General features: G+C 69.2%; 17 protein-coding genes. 10 read left to right on the top strand and 7 right to left on the bottom strand.

Annotated elements, in window-relative coordinates; translation table 11 throughout:
* The first annotated feature begins 108 nt into the window (after nt 1-108).
* The 7 genes from ASD66_RS14615 (at nt 109) to ASD66_RS24775 (ending at nt 5629) form a co-directional block, all read left to right on the top strand.
* A complete protein-coding gene (locus tag ASD66_RS14615) occupies nt 109-1017 on the top strand; it encodes an ABC transporter ATP-binding protein (protein WP_082564114.1) in 909 nt (302 codons plus the stop codon).
* A complete protein-coding gene (locus ASD66_RS14610; RefSeq protein ID WP_056891338.1) occupies nt 1010-1900 on the top strand; it encodes a hypothetical protein in 891 nt (296 codons plus the stop codon). Before ASD66_RS14615 ends, ASD66_RS14610 begins: the two co-directional genes overlap by 8 nt.
* Nucleotides 1901-1913: 13 nt before the next feature.
* A complete protein-coding gene (locus ASD66_RS14605; RefSeq protein WP_056891337.1) occupies nt 1914-2840 on the top strand; it encodes an ABC transporter ATP-binding protein in 927 nt (308 codons plus the stop codon).
* Nucleotides 2837-3604 carry an ABC transporter permease subunit gene (locus ASD66_RS14600; RefSeq protein ID WP_056891336.1) on the top strand — a complete coding sequence of 256 codons (768 nt, stop codon included), beginning with the start codon at nt 2837-2839 and terminating at the stop codon, nt 3602-3604. The genes ASD66_RS14605 and ASD66_RS14600 overlap by 4 nt, the downstream gene beginning before the upstream one ends.
* 119 nt (nt 3605-3723) lie before the next feature.
* The gene (locus ASD66_RS14595) at nt 3724-4944 is read left to right on the top strand and encodes a homogentisate 1,2-dioxygenase (protein WP_056891335.1); all 1221 of its coding nucleotides are present in this window, start codon (nt 3724-3726) and stop codon (nt 4942-4944) included.
* Nucleotides 4944-5312: a YidH family protein gene (locus ASD66_RS14590; RefSeq protein ID WP_056891334.1), complete on the top strand. Its 369-nt coding sequence runs from the start codon at nt 4944-4946 to the stop codon at nt 5310-5312. Before ASD66_RS14595 ends, ASD66_RS14590 begins: the two co-directional genes overlap by 1 nt.
* Entirely contained in the window at nt 5309-5629 is a 321-nt protein-coding gene (locus ASD66_RS24775; RefSeq protein ID WP_056891333.1) for a DUF202 domain-containing protein, read from the top strand. The genes ASD66_RS14590 and ASD66_RS24775 overlap by 4 nt, the downstream gene beginning before the upstream one ends.
* 39 nt (nt 5630-5668) lie before the next feature.
* Here ASD66_RS24775 and ASD66_RS14580 read toward each other — a convergent pair whose 3' ends face one another.
* From ASD66_RS14580 to ASD66_RS14565, 4 genes are all read right to left on the bottom strand, one after another.
* A complete protein-coding gene (locus ASD66_RS14580; RefSeq protein ID WP_056891332.1) occupies nt 5669-6322 on the bottom strand; it encodes a hypothetical protein in 654 nt (217 codons plus the stop codon).
* A 222-nt stretch (nt 6323-6544) separates the two neighbouring features.
* Entirely contained in the window at nt 6545-7117 is a 573-nt protein-coding gene (locus tag ASD66_RS14575; RefSeq protein WP_056891331.1) for a hypothetical protein, read from the bottom strand.
* 293 nt (nt 7118-7410) lie between these two features.
* On the bottom strand, nt 7411-8022 hold the full coding sequence (locus tag ASD66_RS14570) for a DUF6318 family protein (protein ID WP_056891330.1): 612 nt from the start codon (nt 8020-8022) through the stop codon (nt 7411-7413).
* Nucleotides 8023-8267: 245 nt separating this feature from the next.
* The gene (locus tag ASD66_RS14565; RefSeq protein ID WP_082599505.1) at nt 8268-9290 is read right to left on the bottom strand and encodes a 5'-3' exonuclease; all 1023 of its coding nucleotides are present in this window, start codon (nt 9288-9290) and stop codon (nt 8268-8270) included.
* A gap of 107 nt (nt 9291-9397) precedes the next feature.
* On the opposite strand from ASD66_RS14565, the gene ASD66_RS14560 reads away from it, so the two are divergent.
* Nucleotides 9398-9850 (top strand): hypothetical protein, encoded by a 453-nt coding sequence (locus ASD66_RS14560; RefSeq protein WP_056891329.1) that lies wholly within the window; start codon nt 9398-9400, stop codon nt 9848-9850.
* On the opposite strand, the gene ASD66_RS14555 is transcribed toward ASD66_RS14560, so the two are convergent.
* Nucleotides 9840-10352 (bottom strand): O-acetyl-ADP-ribose deacetylase, encoded by a 513-nt coding sequence (locus ASD66_RS14555; RefSeq protein WP_056891483.1) that lies wholly within the window; start codon nt 10350-10352, stop codon nt 9840-9842. The two genes, ASD66_RS14560 and ASD66_RS14555, sit on opposite strands and share 11 nt — an antisense overlap.
* Nucleotides 10353-10452: 100 nt before the next feature.
* On the opposite strand from ASD66_RS14555, the gene ASD66_RS14550 reads away from it, so the two are divergent.
* Nucleotides 10453-11484: a hypothetical protein gene (locus ASD66_RS14550; protein ID WP_056891328.1), complete on the top strand. Its 1032-nt coding sequence runs from the start codon at nt 10453-10455 to the stop codon at nt 11482-11484.
* A gap of 80 nt (nt 11485-11564) precedes the next feature.
* On the opposite strand, the gene ASD66_RS14545 is transcribed toward ASD66_RS14550, so the two are convergent.
* Both ASD66_RS14545 and ASD66_RS14540 read right to left on the bottom strand, forming a co-directional pair.
* Entirely contained in the window at nt 11565-12155 is a 591-nt protein-coding gene (locus ASD66_RS14545; RefSeq protein ID WP_056687590.1) for a hypothetical protein, read from the bottom strand.
* A 41-nt stretch (nt 12156-12196) separates the two neighbouring features.
* Complete coding sequence (locus tag ASD66_RS14540; protein ID WP_056891327.1) at nt 12197-13270, bottom strand: class I SAM-dependent methyltransferase; 1074 nt, start codon at nt 13268-13270, stop codon at nt 12197-12199.
* Between the two features lie 127 nt (nt 13271-13397).
* Between ASD66_RS14540 and ctlX the strand changes: the two genes are divergently transcribed.
* Complete coding sequence (gene ctlX, locus ASD66_RS14535; RefSeq protein ID WP_056891326.1) at nt 13398-14429, top strand: citrulline utilization hydrolase CtlX; 1032 nt, start codon at nt 13398-13400, stop codon at nt 14427-14429.
* Nucleotides 14430-14471 lie beyond the last annotated feature (42 nt).

Genomic DNA, 14471 nt, shown 5'->3' with positions numbered 1-14471 from the left:
CCGAGCTGGTGTCGAAAGGCGAGAGTTCCCCAGAACTGGCGAGGCCTGATTTCCTCCGGCCCCTAAGGTGTAAGGGCGGCGCGAGCCGGGACCGGAGGGGGCATCGTGATGCTGATCCAGACCCACGACCTGACCATGCAGTTCGGACAGGTCACGGCGGTCAGCGCCCTGAGCATCGACGTGTCGACCGGCGTGACCGGGCTGGTCGGGGCCAACGGTGCCGGAAAGTCCACGCTGCTCAAGATCCTGCTCGGACTGCTGCCAGCGACCAAGGGTTCGGCGCACGTGCTCGGTCTCGACGTGACGACGGACGGGCCCGCGATCCGCGAGCTGGTCGGCTACATGCCCGAGCACGACTGCCTGCCACCCGACGTGTCGGCCACGGAGTTCGTCGTGCACATGGGCCGCATGTCGGGCCTGCCCACCACGGCAGCGCGTGAGAGGGCTGCCGACATCCTGCGCCACGTCGGGCTATACGAGGAGCGCTACCGGCCGATGGGCGGCTACTCCACCGGCATGCGGCAGCGGGTCAAGCTCGCACAGGCACTGGTGCACGACCCGAGTCTGGTGTTGCTCGACGAACCGACCAACGGCCTCGACCCGGCCGGACGCGACGACATGCTCGCGCTGATCCAGCGCATCGGCACCGAGTTCGGCATCTCCGTGATCGTCACCTCCCACCTGCTCGGTGAGCTCGAACGGGTCTGTGACGGGCTGGTCGTGATCGACGGCGGCCGCCTGCTGCGGCACTCGACCACCGCGTCGGTCACCGCCCAGACACCGATGGTGACCGTCGAGGTCGACGGCGAGCCGACCGCCCTGCAGGCCCGGCTGGCCGACGCGGGAGTGGCCGCCCGGGTCGACGGGAAGCTGCTCACCGTGGACGTCGGCGACGACACCGCCTACGACCTGGTGCGCGACGTCGTGGCCGAGCTCGACCTGGGCCTGGTCCGGCTCGAGCGCCAGCGCCATCACATGACCGAGATCTTTTCGAGCCCCGGCCCGCGCGATGACTGACCAGCAGAGGGGCCCGGCCGGCGCGATCCACGACATCGGCTACCGGCACTACGACGGCCCGCGGCTCGGCCCGGCGTACATCCGTCGCGCGCTCTTCCTCGAGACCCTGCGCGGCGCCTTCGGCCTGGGCCGGTCCGCGCGCTCGAAGGTGATGCCGCTGCTGCTGCTTGCCGTGATGGTGCTGCCGGCGCTGGTGGTCACGGTGGTGACCAGCTACATCGGCTTCGACACCCTGCCGCTCGGCTACACCGAGTACGTCGTCACGCTGCAGGTCGTCGTCACGGTGTTCCTCGGCGCCCAGTCGCCGGTGGTGATGTCGCGCGACCTGCGGTTCCGGGTGGCGCCGCTCTACTTCTCGCGCCCGCTGAGCCGCAGCCAGTACGTCCAGGCGAAGTACGCCGGCATGGTCGCCGCGCTGGTCGTGCTGATGGGCCTGCCCCTCACGTTGCTGCTGGCCGGTGCGTTGCTCTCCAAGCTGCCCCTCGACGAGCAGCTGCCCGACTACCTGCGGGCGATGGTCGGCGTGCTGGTCTTCGCGTTCGTGCTGGCCGGCATCGGCCTCGTGATCGCCGCGCTGACGCCACGACGCGGGGTCGGGGTCGCCGCGGTGGTCGGCGTACTCCTGGTCCTGTCCGGCATCCAGGCCACCGTCCGTGCCCTGGCGGGCGAGCTGGGCAACGACACGTTCACCGGGTACGCCGGGCTGCTGTCGCCGTACCCGCTGGTCGACGGCGTGACCGCGGGCGTCTTCGGTGCGGACTCGTCGTTCGGGGAGGGCCCGCCCGGCGCCGTCGGTGCGCTGGTCTTCACCGCGGTCGCCGTGCTCTTGGTCGTGGTCTGCTACGTCGTGCTGCTGGCCCGCTACCGGAAGGCCCTGTCATGAGAGGGGTTGGGTCGTGAGTGTCGTCGAGCTCGACAAGGTCTCCCGCTGGTTCGGCAACGTGGTCGCGGTCAACGACGTCACGATGCGGCTCGACACCGGCGTCACCGGACTGCTGGGCCCCAACGGGGCAGGCAAGTCGACGCTGATCAACATGATGGCCGGCTTCCTGGCGCCCTCGGCCGGCACGGTCACCCTCGACGGGCGCCCGCTCTACCGTGACCCGGAGATCTACCGCGAGGTCGGCCTCGTGCCCGAGCGCGAGGAGATGTACGACGCAGTGAGCGGCTGGAACTTCGTGCTGGCCAACGCCAAGCTGCACCAGCTGCCCGACCCCGAGTCCGCCGCGCGGCAGGCGATCGCGACCGTGGAGATGGCCGACGCACAGGACCGCGACATCCGCACCTACTCCAAGGGCATGAAGCAGCGGATCAAGATGGCGACCGCGATCGTGCACGAGCCCACGGTGCTGCTGCTCGACGAGCCGTTCAACGGCATGGACCCGCGCCAGCGCATGCACCTGATGGAGCTGCTGCACGAGCTGGGCGACCAGGGCCGCACCATCCTCTTCAGCTCGCACATCCTCGAGGAGGTCGAGCAGATCGCGGCCCGCATCGAGGTGATGGTCTCGGGGAGGCATGCCGCGTCGGGCGACTTCCGCGAGATCAGGCGGTTGATGACCCAGCGGCCGCATCAATACACGATCCGCTCCAGCGACGACCGCGCCCTGGCGTCGGTGATGATCGCCGAACCGTGCACGTCGGGGGTCGAGCTGTCCGTCGACCCGGACGGCGGCAGCGCCGTACAGGTGCAGGCCACCGACTACTCGGCCTTCGTGCACGCGCTGCCGCGGCTCGCCTCTCGCCACGGCATCCGGCTGCTCGAGGTGCACCCGGCCGACGAGTCCCTGGAGAGCGTCTTCTCCTACCTGGTGTCGCGATGAGCGGGCTCGCCTTCAACGGCACCGTCGCCTCCCTGACCCGGCGAAGCCTGCTCGGCCGCAAGCGGACCCTCGTGCTCGCCCTGCTGCCGCTGGCGCTCCTGGCGCTGTGCATCTTCGCGCGTGTGCTGGGCGGGATCGACTCCGGCATCGAGCATGAGCTCTCCGGACGCCTGGCGCCGGACCTGCTGGCCGCGTTCGGGATCGCCATCCTGATGCCGCTGCTCGGCCTGATCGCCGGCACCGGCGCGATCGGCCCCGAGATCGACGAGGGCTCGATCGTCTACCTCCTGGCCAAGCCGCTGAACCGCTACTCGATCATCGTGACCAAGCTGGTCGTGGCCGTCGGAGTGGTGGTCGGCTTCGGCGTGCTGCCGGTGGCGGTGGCCGGGGTCGTCCTGACCGGTGAGGTCGGCGCGGTCACAGTGGCCTTCACCGTGGGCGCGCTCGCCGCGGGTGTCGCCTATGCGGCGGTGTTCCTGCTGCTCGCGGTGGCCAGCCGGAACGCGGTCGTGCTCGGCCTCATCTACGCCTTGATCTGGGAGTCACTGGTCGGTGGGTTGGTGCCCGGCGCGCAGGCGCTGAGCATCCAGCAGTGGTCCCTCGCGGTGGTGGAGCGCCTTCTCGGCGACGACGCGTCCCGGCTGGGCGTCGACGCTGCCGTCGGCCTCGGCACCGGCCTGACCCTGCTCGTGGTCGTCACCGTCGCCGCGACGGTGTACGCCGGGCGTCGGCTGCAGACCCTGCGGCTCAACGACGAGACCTGAGGGTCTGCGACGACGTTTTCCCGACAGCGCCGTGCGCCAGCGTTGACAGGTCGCAGCGTGTCGGAGGAAGATTCATTTTCGGACGCAAACGTCCGAATATCGACCATTCGGAGTTCAGTATGGCCTACTACCGGAGACTCGGCGAGATCCCGTCGAAGCGGCACACCCAGCATCGCGATGCCGCCGGGAACCTCTTCTACGAAGAGCTGATGGGGGAGGAGGGCTTCAGCTCCGACTCGTCGCTGCTCTACCACCGCGGCGTCCCGTCGGCGCTCGTCGACTCGCAGGTCTGGGAGCTGCCCGACCTGACCACCACACCGAACCACCCGCTCAAGGCACGGCACCTGCGCCTGCACACGCTGTTCGTGGCCGGTGAGAACGGCGACGCGGTGACCGGGCGACGCCTGGTGCTGGGCAACAGTGACGTCCGCATCTCCTACGTGGTCACCGGAGAGGATGCGTCGCCGTACTACCGCAACGCAATCGGCGACGAGTGCGTCTACGTCGAGTCGGGCGGGGGCGTCGTCGAGACCGTCTTCGGGAGCCTGCGCTACCGATCGGGCGACTACGTCGTCATCCCGCGGGCGACCACGCACCGGTGGGTGCCCAACCAGAGCAGCCGGCTCTACGCGATCGAGGCGAACAGCCACATCCACCCGCCCAAGCGCTACCTGTCCCGGTTCGGCCAGCTGCTCGAGCACGCGCCGTACTGCGAGCGCGACCTGCACGGCCCCGAGATGCTGCAGGAGCCGGTCGAGGCGACCGACGTGGACGTGCTCGTGAAGCACCGTGTCGGTGGCCGGGTGGTCGGCACCCGCATGCGCTATGCCACGCACCCGTTCGACGTGGTCGGCTGGGACGGCTGCCTCTACCCCTACACGTTCAACATCGACGACTTCATGCCGATCACCGGCAAGATCCACCAGCCGCCGCCGGTGCACCAGGTCTTCGAGGGGCACAACTTCGTGATCTGCAACTTCCTGCCGCGCAAGGTCGACTACCACGAGCTGTCGGTGCCGGTGCCGTACTACCATTCCAACGTGGATTCCGACGAGGTCATGTTCTACGTCGGCGGTGACTACGAGGCCCGCAAGGGCTCCGGCATCAACGTGGGATCGATTTCGCTGCACCCGGGCGGCTACGCCCACGGTCCGCAGCCCTCGGCGATCGAGGCCTCCCTCGGTGCGGAGTTCTTCGACGAGTCCGCGGTCATGGTCGACACCTTCGCCCCGCTCGAGCTCGGTGAGGGTGGGGTCGCCGTCGAGGACGACGCCTACGCCTGGACCTGGGCACAGCGCGGGCCCGATGCCGACGGCTCGGCGATCTTCAGCAACTCCTGATGGCCCGCTTCCCCTCCCGCGTCTTCGGTGTCGGCGACGAGCCGGACCCGCGGTTCACCCTGGCCAACGAACGCACCTTCCTGGCCTGGATCCGGACGGCGCTCGCGCTGCTGGCCGGAGCTGGTGCGATCAACGCGATCGACCTCGACTGGCCGCAGTGGCTCTCCGGAATGGCCGCGGCGATCCTCGCTCTCACCGGGCTGGCCTGCGTGCTCTTCGCCTGGCTGGGCTGGGCCAGCGTCGAACGCGCCCTGCGGCTGCGCGCCCCGTTGCCCGGCGGTCGGGCCCACCTCGTGCTGCTGCTCGGGGTCGGCATCGTCGCGGTTCTGGTCGGGGTGGGCTCGGTGTTCGCGGAGCTCACCGGGTGACCCGCGACTCCGGCCTCCAGCAGGAGCGCACCCAGCTCGCCTGGTCACGCACCGGCCTCAGCGTCGCCGTGGCCGGCATCTTCGTCACCGTCCATGCGTCGTACGACGGCCTGTGGTCGGGCGCAACGGTGGCGCTGGCCGGTGGGCTGGTCGTCGGCTTCGCCGTCGTGCGCGAATGGCGGCACACCTCGGCCGTGGCGCATGCGGACGAGCCGGCGTACGACCGGATGATCGCGCACGGCGGGCTCCTCGCCGTGCTGGCCGCGGTCACGGCCGCGCTGCTGGTCGTCGAGCTGCTGATCGCACTGCCGGGCTGACGGGTCGTGCGGGTCGCACCCGGGCCTGGTCGTCTCGAATCAGGACTCGCTGACCTGGCGGGCCAGGTTCCTTGTCGTCGTACGGCGCTCGCCGTCGGACAGTCCGGACAGGGCCGTGCCCGCGACCATCAGAGCGGCGTCGCCGGTGCCGGTGACGTCCAGGCGGAGCACCGTGACGTCCTCGCCCGCCAGCTCGACCTCGCCGACGGACGGGCCCGACTCGGCGTAGTCCATGAGGGCTTCTTCGTCCAGCTCGGCGGCCCGGCCGAGACCTGGGAGCATCACGTTGAACGCTGCCTGTTCGCCGGCCTTCGCGGCGATCAGCGTCACCACGAGGTCCTCGTCGCCCACGGTGAACGCGCACTCGATGAAGACCCCGGCCGCGGCGTCGAGCGGGCTCAGCCCGTCCTCGAGCTGCGCCGCCACCGGGTCCTCAGCGGGCTCCTCGGTGCTCGAGTGGTTGACGTCGACCCTCGTCGTGGTGATCTCGCCCTCGGCGCCCCCACCGTTGAGCGCCTCGGACAGCTCGAGGTCGAGAGGACAGGTCTTCGCACTGTCGCCCGCTGTCTCGGCGATCCGGCGGATGTCAGCGACCGCGATGCTCGGCTGGTCCGCGGCGTCGTCGGAGTCGCAGGCGACCAGGCCGGCGAGTGCGATCGGTAGCAGCGCGATCAGCGTTGCGGGGCGTCTCATGTGCCCAAGCATGGCCTGTGGGGTCTGGTTCAAACAGTCGGCTCGTCCGGGCGCCGCCGCGATGCTCATTTGAACAGGCAGTTCGTCGTACGCCGGCCCTCCTTGAGCGTGGCTGTGGCCCCTTCCGCCGGCGAACTGCATGTCCAAGTGAACAGGTCGTCCGGTCGAGCCACGATGCCGCGCACGGTCAGCGGTCCCGTGCGACGTGTTCCGCGGGTGCAGTCAGTTGTCGACGAGGGTGGGGCGGCCCTCGACGATGCGCAGGTCGACGCCGTTGCCGGGCATGGTCACGGTGCCGGTGACGGTCAGCCACGGCCCGCGATCGACGCGGTAGCGGGCCGAGTAATCGACGTCCACGCTGGGCTGCACGGTGACGTGGGCGTCGACGTACTGGTGGGAGATGTAGGAATCCATCGGGATGCTGGGTTGGTACTTCAGGCCGGGGGAGGTGCTGGTCTGGGTGGTGCCGTCGCCGTGGTGCCAGGTGAAGGAGGAGGGCGTGATCACGAGTTCGACGCGGCGGCCGAGGAGTCCGATGGTGCGGTGGATCGGCTCGGCCTCGGTGCGGAACAGGGTGTCGAAGTTGACCAGCGTCCTGCCGCCCGGCGGCTGCACGATCATCTTGGGCCTGGGCAGCTGGATCCGCTTCATCGCCCGCAGGATGAGTGTCTGGGTGATCGGCTCGGTGGCGGTACTGCCGTCGAGGCACTTCAGTCCGTTGTCCTGCTCCGCGCCGCCGAACGGCGTGTAGAACTCCCGCTTCAGTTCGCCGTCATCGCCGCACTGGGCGGCCACGCCACAGACTCCACCGGTCTGACCTGGGCCGCACATCGGCTCATACCGGAACGAGCCGTTGCTCTCAGTCTTGCAGCCCGATGAGGCCGGTGCGTCTTCTTGCCTGGCTTGGCTCTCGCCAACGCCTTGGAGTCCGCCCTTGGTAAACACGACATCGGTGTTCTTGTTAGCGTCCGAACTTGTCGAGCCTTGGTTGCAGGACGTGGCGTGGAATGCGTCAGCCTCAGAGGCGAGCGTCGGAACGGCGGCGAGGAGGACTGCGGCGAGGAGAGGCGCAAGAAGTTTCATGGGATCTACTCGGTCTGCCACAGGTCAACCTTGAGCTGACCGTCCGTATCCATGCTTAACGCGAACAGGAAGTCATCCACTGACTTGGGGACCGTATCCAAAGTTGCTGCGGCTGACGCCCGAGCGGTTTGGCGAGAACTATGCAGAGTGAGATCGACCCTGAATGCCGCATGTTCTCCACTGTCTAGCCGCGTTACTTTCAGCTCTTGAATGGTGTGCCGACCGCCACGGACAAAGCCGTCCTGTTTGTAGATCTTGTGGAGCCCCGTTGCGACGGTGTTGCAAGCCTCGCAGCCCGGGCGCGCCAGAGTCTTCAGCTTCCTCACATCCCCTGTGAGTTGGGCGTAGTCGACAACCTCGAGGTAGTAGCGGACCAGCAACTCGGCGCCGCGCTTGCTGTCCTCGCCCATGCCGTCTGGCTCGGGAGGCTCGGTGGGCTCGGCATCGGCCGTCGTACTCGTGGTGGGGGAAGGCGTCGTCGTGTCGCTCGGCGACGGCGTGGGGTCCGCGTTGGAGTCGGGGTCGTCGTCCGAACAACTTGCGGCGAACAGGACCAGCGCAAGCGCCAGGACCAGCGCGAGCACCCGCCGAGCAGAAGAAGCGATCAAAACCGTCATGTGGCGTCCTTCCCGAGAGAACCACCGGCAGCCTATGCACTGCTGTCGCTCTCCGGAAGCCCATGGCCGCGGCCTGTGGAGAACCCGCCGAGGCGAGCGTGCCCCGTCCCGCAGAGCTGCGGCGTCCCGTCCGACAGGTAAGTGGACGCGGACGATGCAGGGACGAGCGTGAACGGTGGCGCCGGAGCCGCTGGTTACCTGTCGCACGGGACGCCGGCCCCGGGAACCGCAGGTGAAACGGCCGGTCAGGTCCAGTGCGCCGCGGACGATGCAGGCGCGCCGGTCAGCACGCGCATCGCCATCGTCGTGGTCGCCGGAACGTTCAGGTGCCCCAGCACCCGCGCCACCCGTTCGACGTCGAGCGGCAGCAACCCCGGAGTGCCGGGTACGTCGGGAGTGAGCCCGAGGTCGAGGTCGTCCTGGCCGCCCATGATCTTCACGTTGAAGTCGTAGCGCTCCCGGGCACCGGGCGCGGTCAGCCGCTTGAGCAACGTGGCGCCGAGTCGCCGTACGCCGTGCTCCTCGGCCCACGAGTCCAGTGCCGCGACCATCGTGGCTCCCTCGCAGTGGTCGATGTCGGCCCACACCGCGTCCATCGACCCCATCGCGTCGAGCAGGATCGGGGCGGTCTTCTCCCCGATGCCCGGTACGCCGGGCAGGTTGTCGCTGGCGTCTCCGCGCAGGGCGGCGAAGTCGAGGTAGTTCGAGGCGTCGACACCGTAGAGCGCGCGCAGGCGGGTCGGGTTCAGCAGGGGCGAGTTGGCCATGCCGCCGTTGATCAACCGGAGCACCTGCGTGTGGTCGCTGATGTGCGCGAACGAGTCGCGGTCACTGGTGACGATCACGCAGTTCCAGTCGTTGTCGCGCGCCCAGGTGGCGGCCGACGCGTTGACGTCGTCAGCCTCGAGGCCCGGGGGAGTGAGGGTGGCCAGTCCGAGGGCGTCGAGCAGGGCGCCGGCCCGCTCGAGCTGGTCGACGAGTGCGGCGTCCTTCGGTGCGCGGCCGGCCTTGTACTCCGGGTAGAACGACTCACGCACCGACGAGACCCGGTCGTCGATGCCGAAGATCACGGCATCGGGGGCGAACTGCTCGATCGCCTCGATGATCTGGCGCAGCATGCCGTGCAGCGCCCACGCCGGCCGCCCGCCGCGGTCGACCAGGCCGGTCTCGGCGCGGGCGTGGTGGTTGCGGTGCAGCAACGACGGCGCGTCGACGGCCAGCAACAGCCGGCGGCCGCCCGGCTCGGTGGGGATCTTGGAAGGGCTCATGGTGTGGTCCGCATCCTACGGTCGGACTCCTCAGGGACCCTCGGGTGTACAGCGGCAACGCACGGGGTGGAAGGATGGGGTCGTGCACCAGGTAACCGGAGGATCAGATGTCTGACAGGGAAGACGACTACTGCGAACTCTGCGACCTGAAGTTCAGCAACTGCGTCCACGGAATGCCGAAGCCGGTGGCGTCTGCGGAGCCGCCGAAGGCGGTGCGCAAGCCCCGGGTCGCCAAGCCTGAGAAGCCCGATGCGGACAAGGTTTCTCCGGCGCGGGTCACCACGAGTACGCCGCGCGCAGCGCGACGCTGGACCGCACCCGCCGACTTCATGCCGCACATCGTGGCCGTGCTCGACGAGGCCGGCCAGGCGCTGTCCACCGAGGACGCGTTGGCCAGGATCGAGGAGCGGATGGCCGACCAGCTTCGTCCCGGCGACCTCGAGAGGTCTCCTCAGGGCGAGCTGCGGTGGCGTACGGCGGCCCGCAAGGCCCGCCTCGAGCTGGTGAACACGGGCCTGCTGAGCGCTGACCAGCCGGGGGTCTGGCAGCTCAACGACTGAGCCCCAGCTCGGCCTCGACGTCGTCGTACGCACCCTTGTCGAACGCGACCAGGTGCACGACCTGCACGGACGTGGGGGTCGACTCGAACACCTCGATCGCGGCGGCGATCGAGTCGCGCCGCGGCCAGCCGTAGACCCCGGCGCTGATCAGGGGGAACGCCACGCTGCGCGCACCCAGCTCGTCGGCGACCTCGAGGGATCGCCGGTAGCACGACGTGAGCAGACTCCGGTCGCTCTGGCCGGCGGTGAGGTTGGGCCCGACGGTGTGGATGACCCAGCGCGCCGGCAGGTCGCCACCGGTGGTCCATCCCGCGTCGCCCGTGGCCAGGCCGTCGGGGAACCTGGCGACACAGTCGGCGAGGACCCGTGGCCCGCCTGCGCGATGGATCGCACCGTCGACGCCGCCACCACCGCGCATGCGGTTGTTTGCCGCGTTGACCACGGCATCGACGTCGAGCGTGGTGATGTCGCCCCGGACCGGAGTGATCTGCGGTGTGCCCATGTCGTCGATTGTGCCGGGTGACATCGGCGGCGTCATCAGGACGGACTGCTGCACGCCACCTGCCCACACCACCAGCAGGACGGCGCCGTATGTTCTGCCCGTGACCACCAATGAATCCGGGCCGGCCGAGCTCGCCGGGAAGCTCCTCGACGCGCAGGTGCGCTTCCACCTCGACCAGCTGACCGGCGACCGGCTCGCGGAGACGGTCTCGGAGCTTGCCGACGACCTCTTCACCGCGGCGGGCCAGCACCAGCTGGCCGACCTCGTCGACCGCGAGGCGGTCAAGGCCATCGTGGCGCGCGCCCTGGTCACGGTTCCGGGCAGCGCCGCCGTCAGTGGCATCGTCGAGCTGGCCGTCTCCGTGGCGTACGACGGCCCGGCCGAGCCGTTCCCCGTCGGAGACGTGGTCGCCCGTGAACGCGTGGAGGCGCTGCTCGACGAGGTGCTCGGGCTGACCCCGGTCCTCGAGCGGGCACTGGAGCGCCTGACCGACAGCCCGCAGGTGGGCACGGTCGCGTCACGGTTCATGGGACGCATCGTCGGCGAGGTGCTGCAGGCCAACAAGGCGGTCGCCGACAAGGTGCCCGGGCTCGGGTCGCTGATGTCGTTCGGCACCAGCGCCGCCTCGAAGGTGATGGGCGCTGCCGACAAGCAGTTCGAGGGGCTGATCGGCGACGCGGTCGGCAAGAGCGGCACGTTCGCCGTACGCCGCCTCAACCGGATCATCATCGAGACCCTTCAGGACCCGACGACCCGCGAGGCCGTGCTTCAGGTCTGGGACCTCGTGGCCGCCGAACCCGTCGCCGGCGTGGAGCGGCACGCGACCCGCGAGGAGATCTCGGGGATCGTGGACGCCGCCCATGACCTGGTCATCACGACGGTCGGCGACGCGCACGTCGTACGCCTCGGAGAGGTCGTCGTCGACGCGTTCTTCGACCGGTTCGGCGGGTTCACGCCGACCGAGCTGCTCGACGAGCTCGACCTGACCGGCGACGACCTGGTCGCGGACCTGGTCCGCATCGCGCCCGCCGTGGTCGACGCGATGCAGGAGTCCGGCGAGCTCGAGCGGATCATCCGGGCGCGGCTCGAACCGTTCTACGCCTCCGACGAGGTCCGGTCACTGCTGGGATAGAGGGTGGGGCGCCCGCCGTCGACCGGCCGTTGCCGACCGATCGACGGGCCCCACGGGTTGGATCGCTCAGGTTGGACTGCTCAGGCTGACTCGAACCAGGGGTGGTGCAGGTCGTAGAACGTGGCTCCCTGCATGACGGAGTCGAGCGCCTCGCGTACGTCGGCCGGCGGTTCGATCTTCTCTCCCTCGCGGGCGCTGGCCTCGTCGGTGAACGCAATCGTCTCCGTGAAGGTGCCGTCGTCCTCGAGGGCGAGGGTGGCGCCAAGGATGTCCGGCCGCATCTGGTGCAGCATCTCGGTGTCGGCCATCATCGCCTTGAGTCGGCTCGGGTCCTCGACCTTGCCGCGGATCACCTGGACGAAGCCGGCGGTGTCGGATCCGCCGTCCATCATCAGGGTCACGTCGTCGCAGTCGTGGAACTCCACGGGCCCGTCCATCAGCTCCATCATCCGACCGGCCCACGCGTCCTGCTCGGGCCTGGCCGAGTTCTCCATCGCGGCCTCTCTCGACTCGAACCGGACGACGCCGATGAACATGTCGTCGTCGGTGAAGCCGTAGGTGCCGCCGAGGAACCCACGGGCCGTCGGGCCGAGCTCCTCGCGCCACGAGTCCGCCATGGCGTGCAGCTCGTCCTGTCTCGTGCACTTGCCCTGGATGATCTGGATGAACATGTGATGCCTCCTTGCAGTGGTGGGGATGTGGGTGTTGTTGATCAGGGGCGCAGCTCGAGGATGAGGTTGACCGGCGTCTCGGTGGCCCTGCGGAACCGGGTGAACCCGGCGGCGGTGGCGATCTCGTGCAGCCTGGCTTCACCGGCCTGGGCGCCCAAGCCGGTGGCCACCTCCTGGGAGAGGCTCGAGGGGGTGCAGATCACGGTCGAGGCGGCGTAGAAGACCCGGCCGATCGGGTTCATGTTCTCGGCCAGACGGTCCTTCGCGAACGGCTCGACCAGCAGCACTGCGCCGTCGTCGGCGAGTGCCGCGCGCGCGTGCTCGAGTGCGCCGAGCGGGTCGCCCATGTCGTGCAGGCAGTCGAAGAAGCAGATCAGGTCGTAGTCGGTGCCCGGGAAGTCCTTCGCCCTGGCAACCGCGAACTCGGTGTTGCCGCTGACTCCCTCCTCCTCGGCGGCCTGGACCGCGCGGATGATCGAGCTCTCGTGGTAGTCGAAACCGTGGAACGTCGACGCCGGGTAGGCGCTGGCCATCAGGGTGCTCGACGCGCCGTGCCCGCAGCCGACGTCGGCCACCTTCGCGCCGTGGCGCAGCTTCTCCTCCATGCCGTCCATGGCCGGGATCCACTCCGTGGTGAGGCTGGTGCGGTAGCCCGGTCGGAAGAACTGCTCCGTGCCCAGGAAGAGCTCCGGGTCGTGCTCGTGCCAGCCGAAGCCGTGGCCCTCCTTCATGGCTGTGGCGATCCGCGGGTAGTCGCGGTAGACCGACGACACGATGTGGTAGCCGCCGACCATGTACGCCGGGCTGTTGGCGTCGGCGAACACCATCGCCTGCTCGGGGGAGAGGGTGAACATGTCGGATGCCTCGTCGTACTCCAGGTAGCCGCTGGCGGCCTGGGCGGCCATCCACTCGTGCAGGTACGCCGAGGGGACGCCGGTTCGCTCGGCGAGCATCGTGGGGTTGGTCGGCGCACCGTCCGTCATCGCCTGCCACAGGCCGAGGTGGTCGCCGATCATCACCAGCGCGCCGTTCAGGGCGGCGCCGATGTCGGTGATCGCCTGGCCCGCCAGTGCTTCAAGCAGTTGTTCGTCGAGCGCACGTGTCGTGGTGCTCATCGCGGGTCCTTCTTCCGCATCGGGGCATGACCCCCGCCCCTCCAACGTAGATCGGCAAAGGCGCCGGTGGCATCACCGAAACGGGTGGTTTCGGCGCACGTGCGGCGCATGGTCTAGATTCCGCTGGGTGAGTGCCCAAGCCCCTTCCGCAGTGATCCTGATCCGAGCCAAGCGCTTCACGCCGAACCCGGCGACCGCGGCCGACAACGCCTTCCAGTCCGATGCGCCCGCAGGGCAGTCCGAGGACGCCACCGCCACCCGCGCGCTGGCCGAGATGGACGCCCTGGCGAGTGCACTCAAGGATGCCGGCGTGCGGGTGCACGTCTTCGAGGACGAGGACCACACCCGGCCCGACAGCGTCTTCCCGAACAACTGGCTCTCGACCCACGCCGGCGGCAACATCGCGGTCTATCCGATGTACGCCTCCAACCGCCGCCACGAGCGACGGGCCGACGTGCTCGAGATGCTGAAGTCGTCGTACCGGGTGCAGACGATCATCGACTACTCCGGCCTCGAGCCCGACGGCATCTTCCTCGAGGGCACCGGTGCGATGGTGCTCGACCACGTCTCGCGGGTCGCCTACACCGCGCGCAGCCACCGTGCCGACACCCATGTCCTCGAGCGGTTCTGCACCGACTTCGGCTACGAGCCGATGGCCTTCGACGCGGTCGACTCCGACGGCGTGCCGGTCTACCACACCAACGTGATCGGCTGTGTGGGCACGGACGTGGCACTCTTCGCCCTCGGGATGATCCCCGACCTCCGCCGCCGCGAAGAGGTTCGTGAACGGCTCTCCGTCAACGGCCGCAGGGTCGTCGAGATCACCGAGCACCAGGTCCGGGAGTTCGCCGGCAACGCCGTCGAGCTGTGCGGTCGTACGCCGGAGGGCAAGCGCCGCTACATCATGGCGATGTCCGCCCGGGCCCGGCGCAGCCTCTCGCCCGAGCAGGTCGAGGCGATCGAGGAGTCGTGCGAGATCGTCGACGTCGAGATCCCGACGATCGAGCTCGCCGGCGGATCGGTGCGCTGCATGATCGCCGGCGTGCATCTCGACCGTCGTCCGCTCGAGGCCCCGCCCGAGCTCACCGAGGCGGTCGAGGCGATCAACGAGGACCACCCGGTCACGCCCGACGGCCGCTTCGTCGCCATCGCCGACTGACGGCGTACGTCGCCGAACCGCTGGCGCTGGGGTTCTCCCGGG

It is taken from the genome of Nocardioides sp. Root151, assembly GCF_001427925.1.
Lineage (GTDB): Bacteria > Actinomycetota > Actinomycetes > Propionibacteriales > Nocardioidaceae > Nocardioides.
Note: the sequence above shows the minus strand (reverse complement) of the source record. Positions and strands in the feature narration are given on the sequence as shown.

Excerpts from the sequence above, each read along its gene's own strand:
- ASD66_RS14615 (WP_082564114.1), top strand. The coding sequence starts at position 109 with ATGCTGATCCAGACCCACGACCTGACCATGCAGTTCGGACAGGTCACG.
- ASD66_RS14610 (WP_056891338.1), top strand. The coding sequence starts at position 1,010 with ATGACTGACCAGCAGAGGGGCCCGGCCGGCGCGATCCACGACATCGGC.
- ASD66_RS14600 (WP_056891336.1), top strand. The coding sequence starts at position 2,837 with ATGAGCGGGCTCGCCTTCAACGGCACCGTCGCCTCCCTGACCCGGCGA.
- ASD66_RS14595 (WP_056891335.1), top strand. The coding sequence starts at position 3,724 with ATGGCCTACTACCGGAGACTCGGCGAGATCCCGTCGAAGCGGCACACC.
- ASD66_RS14590 (WP_056891334.1), top strand. The coding sequence starts at position 4,944 with ATGGCCCGCTTCCCCTCCCGCGTCTTCGGTGTCGGCGACGAGCCGGAC.
- ASD66_RS14580 (WP_056891332.1), bottom strand. The coding sequence starts at position 6,322 with ATGAGACGCCCCGCAACGCTGATCGCGCTGCTACCGATCGCACTCGCC.
- ASD66_RS14570 (WP_056891330.1), bottom strand. The coding sequence starts at position 8,022 with ATGACGGTTTTGATCGCTTCTTCTGCTCGGCGGGTGCTCGCGCTGGTC.
- ASD66_RS14565 (WP_082599505.1), bottom strand. The coding sequence starts at position 9,290 with ATGAGCCCTTCCAAGATCCCCACCGAGCCGGGCGGCCGCCGGCTGTTG.
- ASD66_RS14560 (WP_056891329.1), top strand. The coding sequence starts at position 9,398 with ATGTCTGACAGGGAAGACGACTACTGCGAACTCTGCGACCTGAAGTTC.
- ASD66_RS14555 (WP_056891483.1), bottom strand. The coding sequence starts at position 10,352 with ATGGGCACACCGCAGATCACTCCGGTCCGGGGCGACATCACCACGCTC.
- ASD66_RS14545 (WP_056687590.1), bottom strand. The coding sequence starts at position 12,155 with ATGTTCATCCAGATCATCCAGGGCAAGTGCACGAGACAGGACGAGCTG.
- ASD66_RS14540 (WP_056891327.1), bottom strand. The coding sequence starts at position 13,270 with ATGAGCACCACGACACGTGCGCTCGACGAACAACTGCTTGAAGCACTG.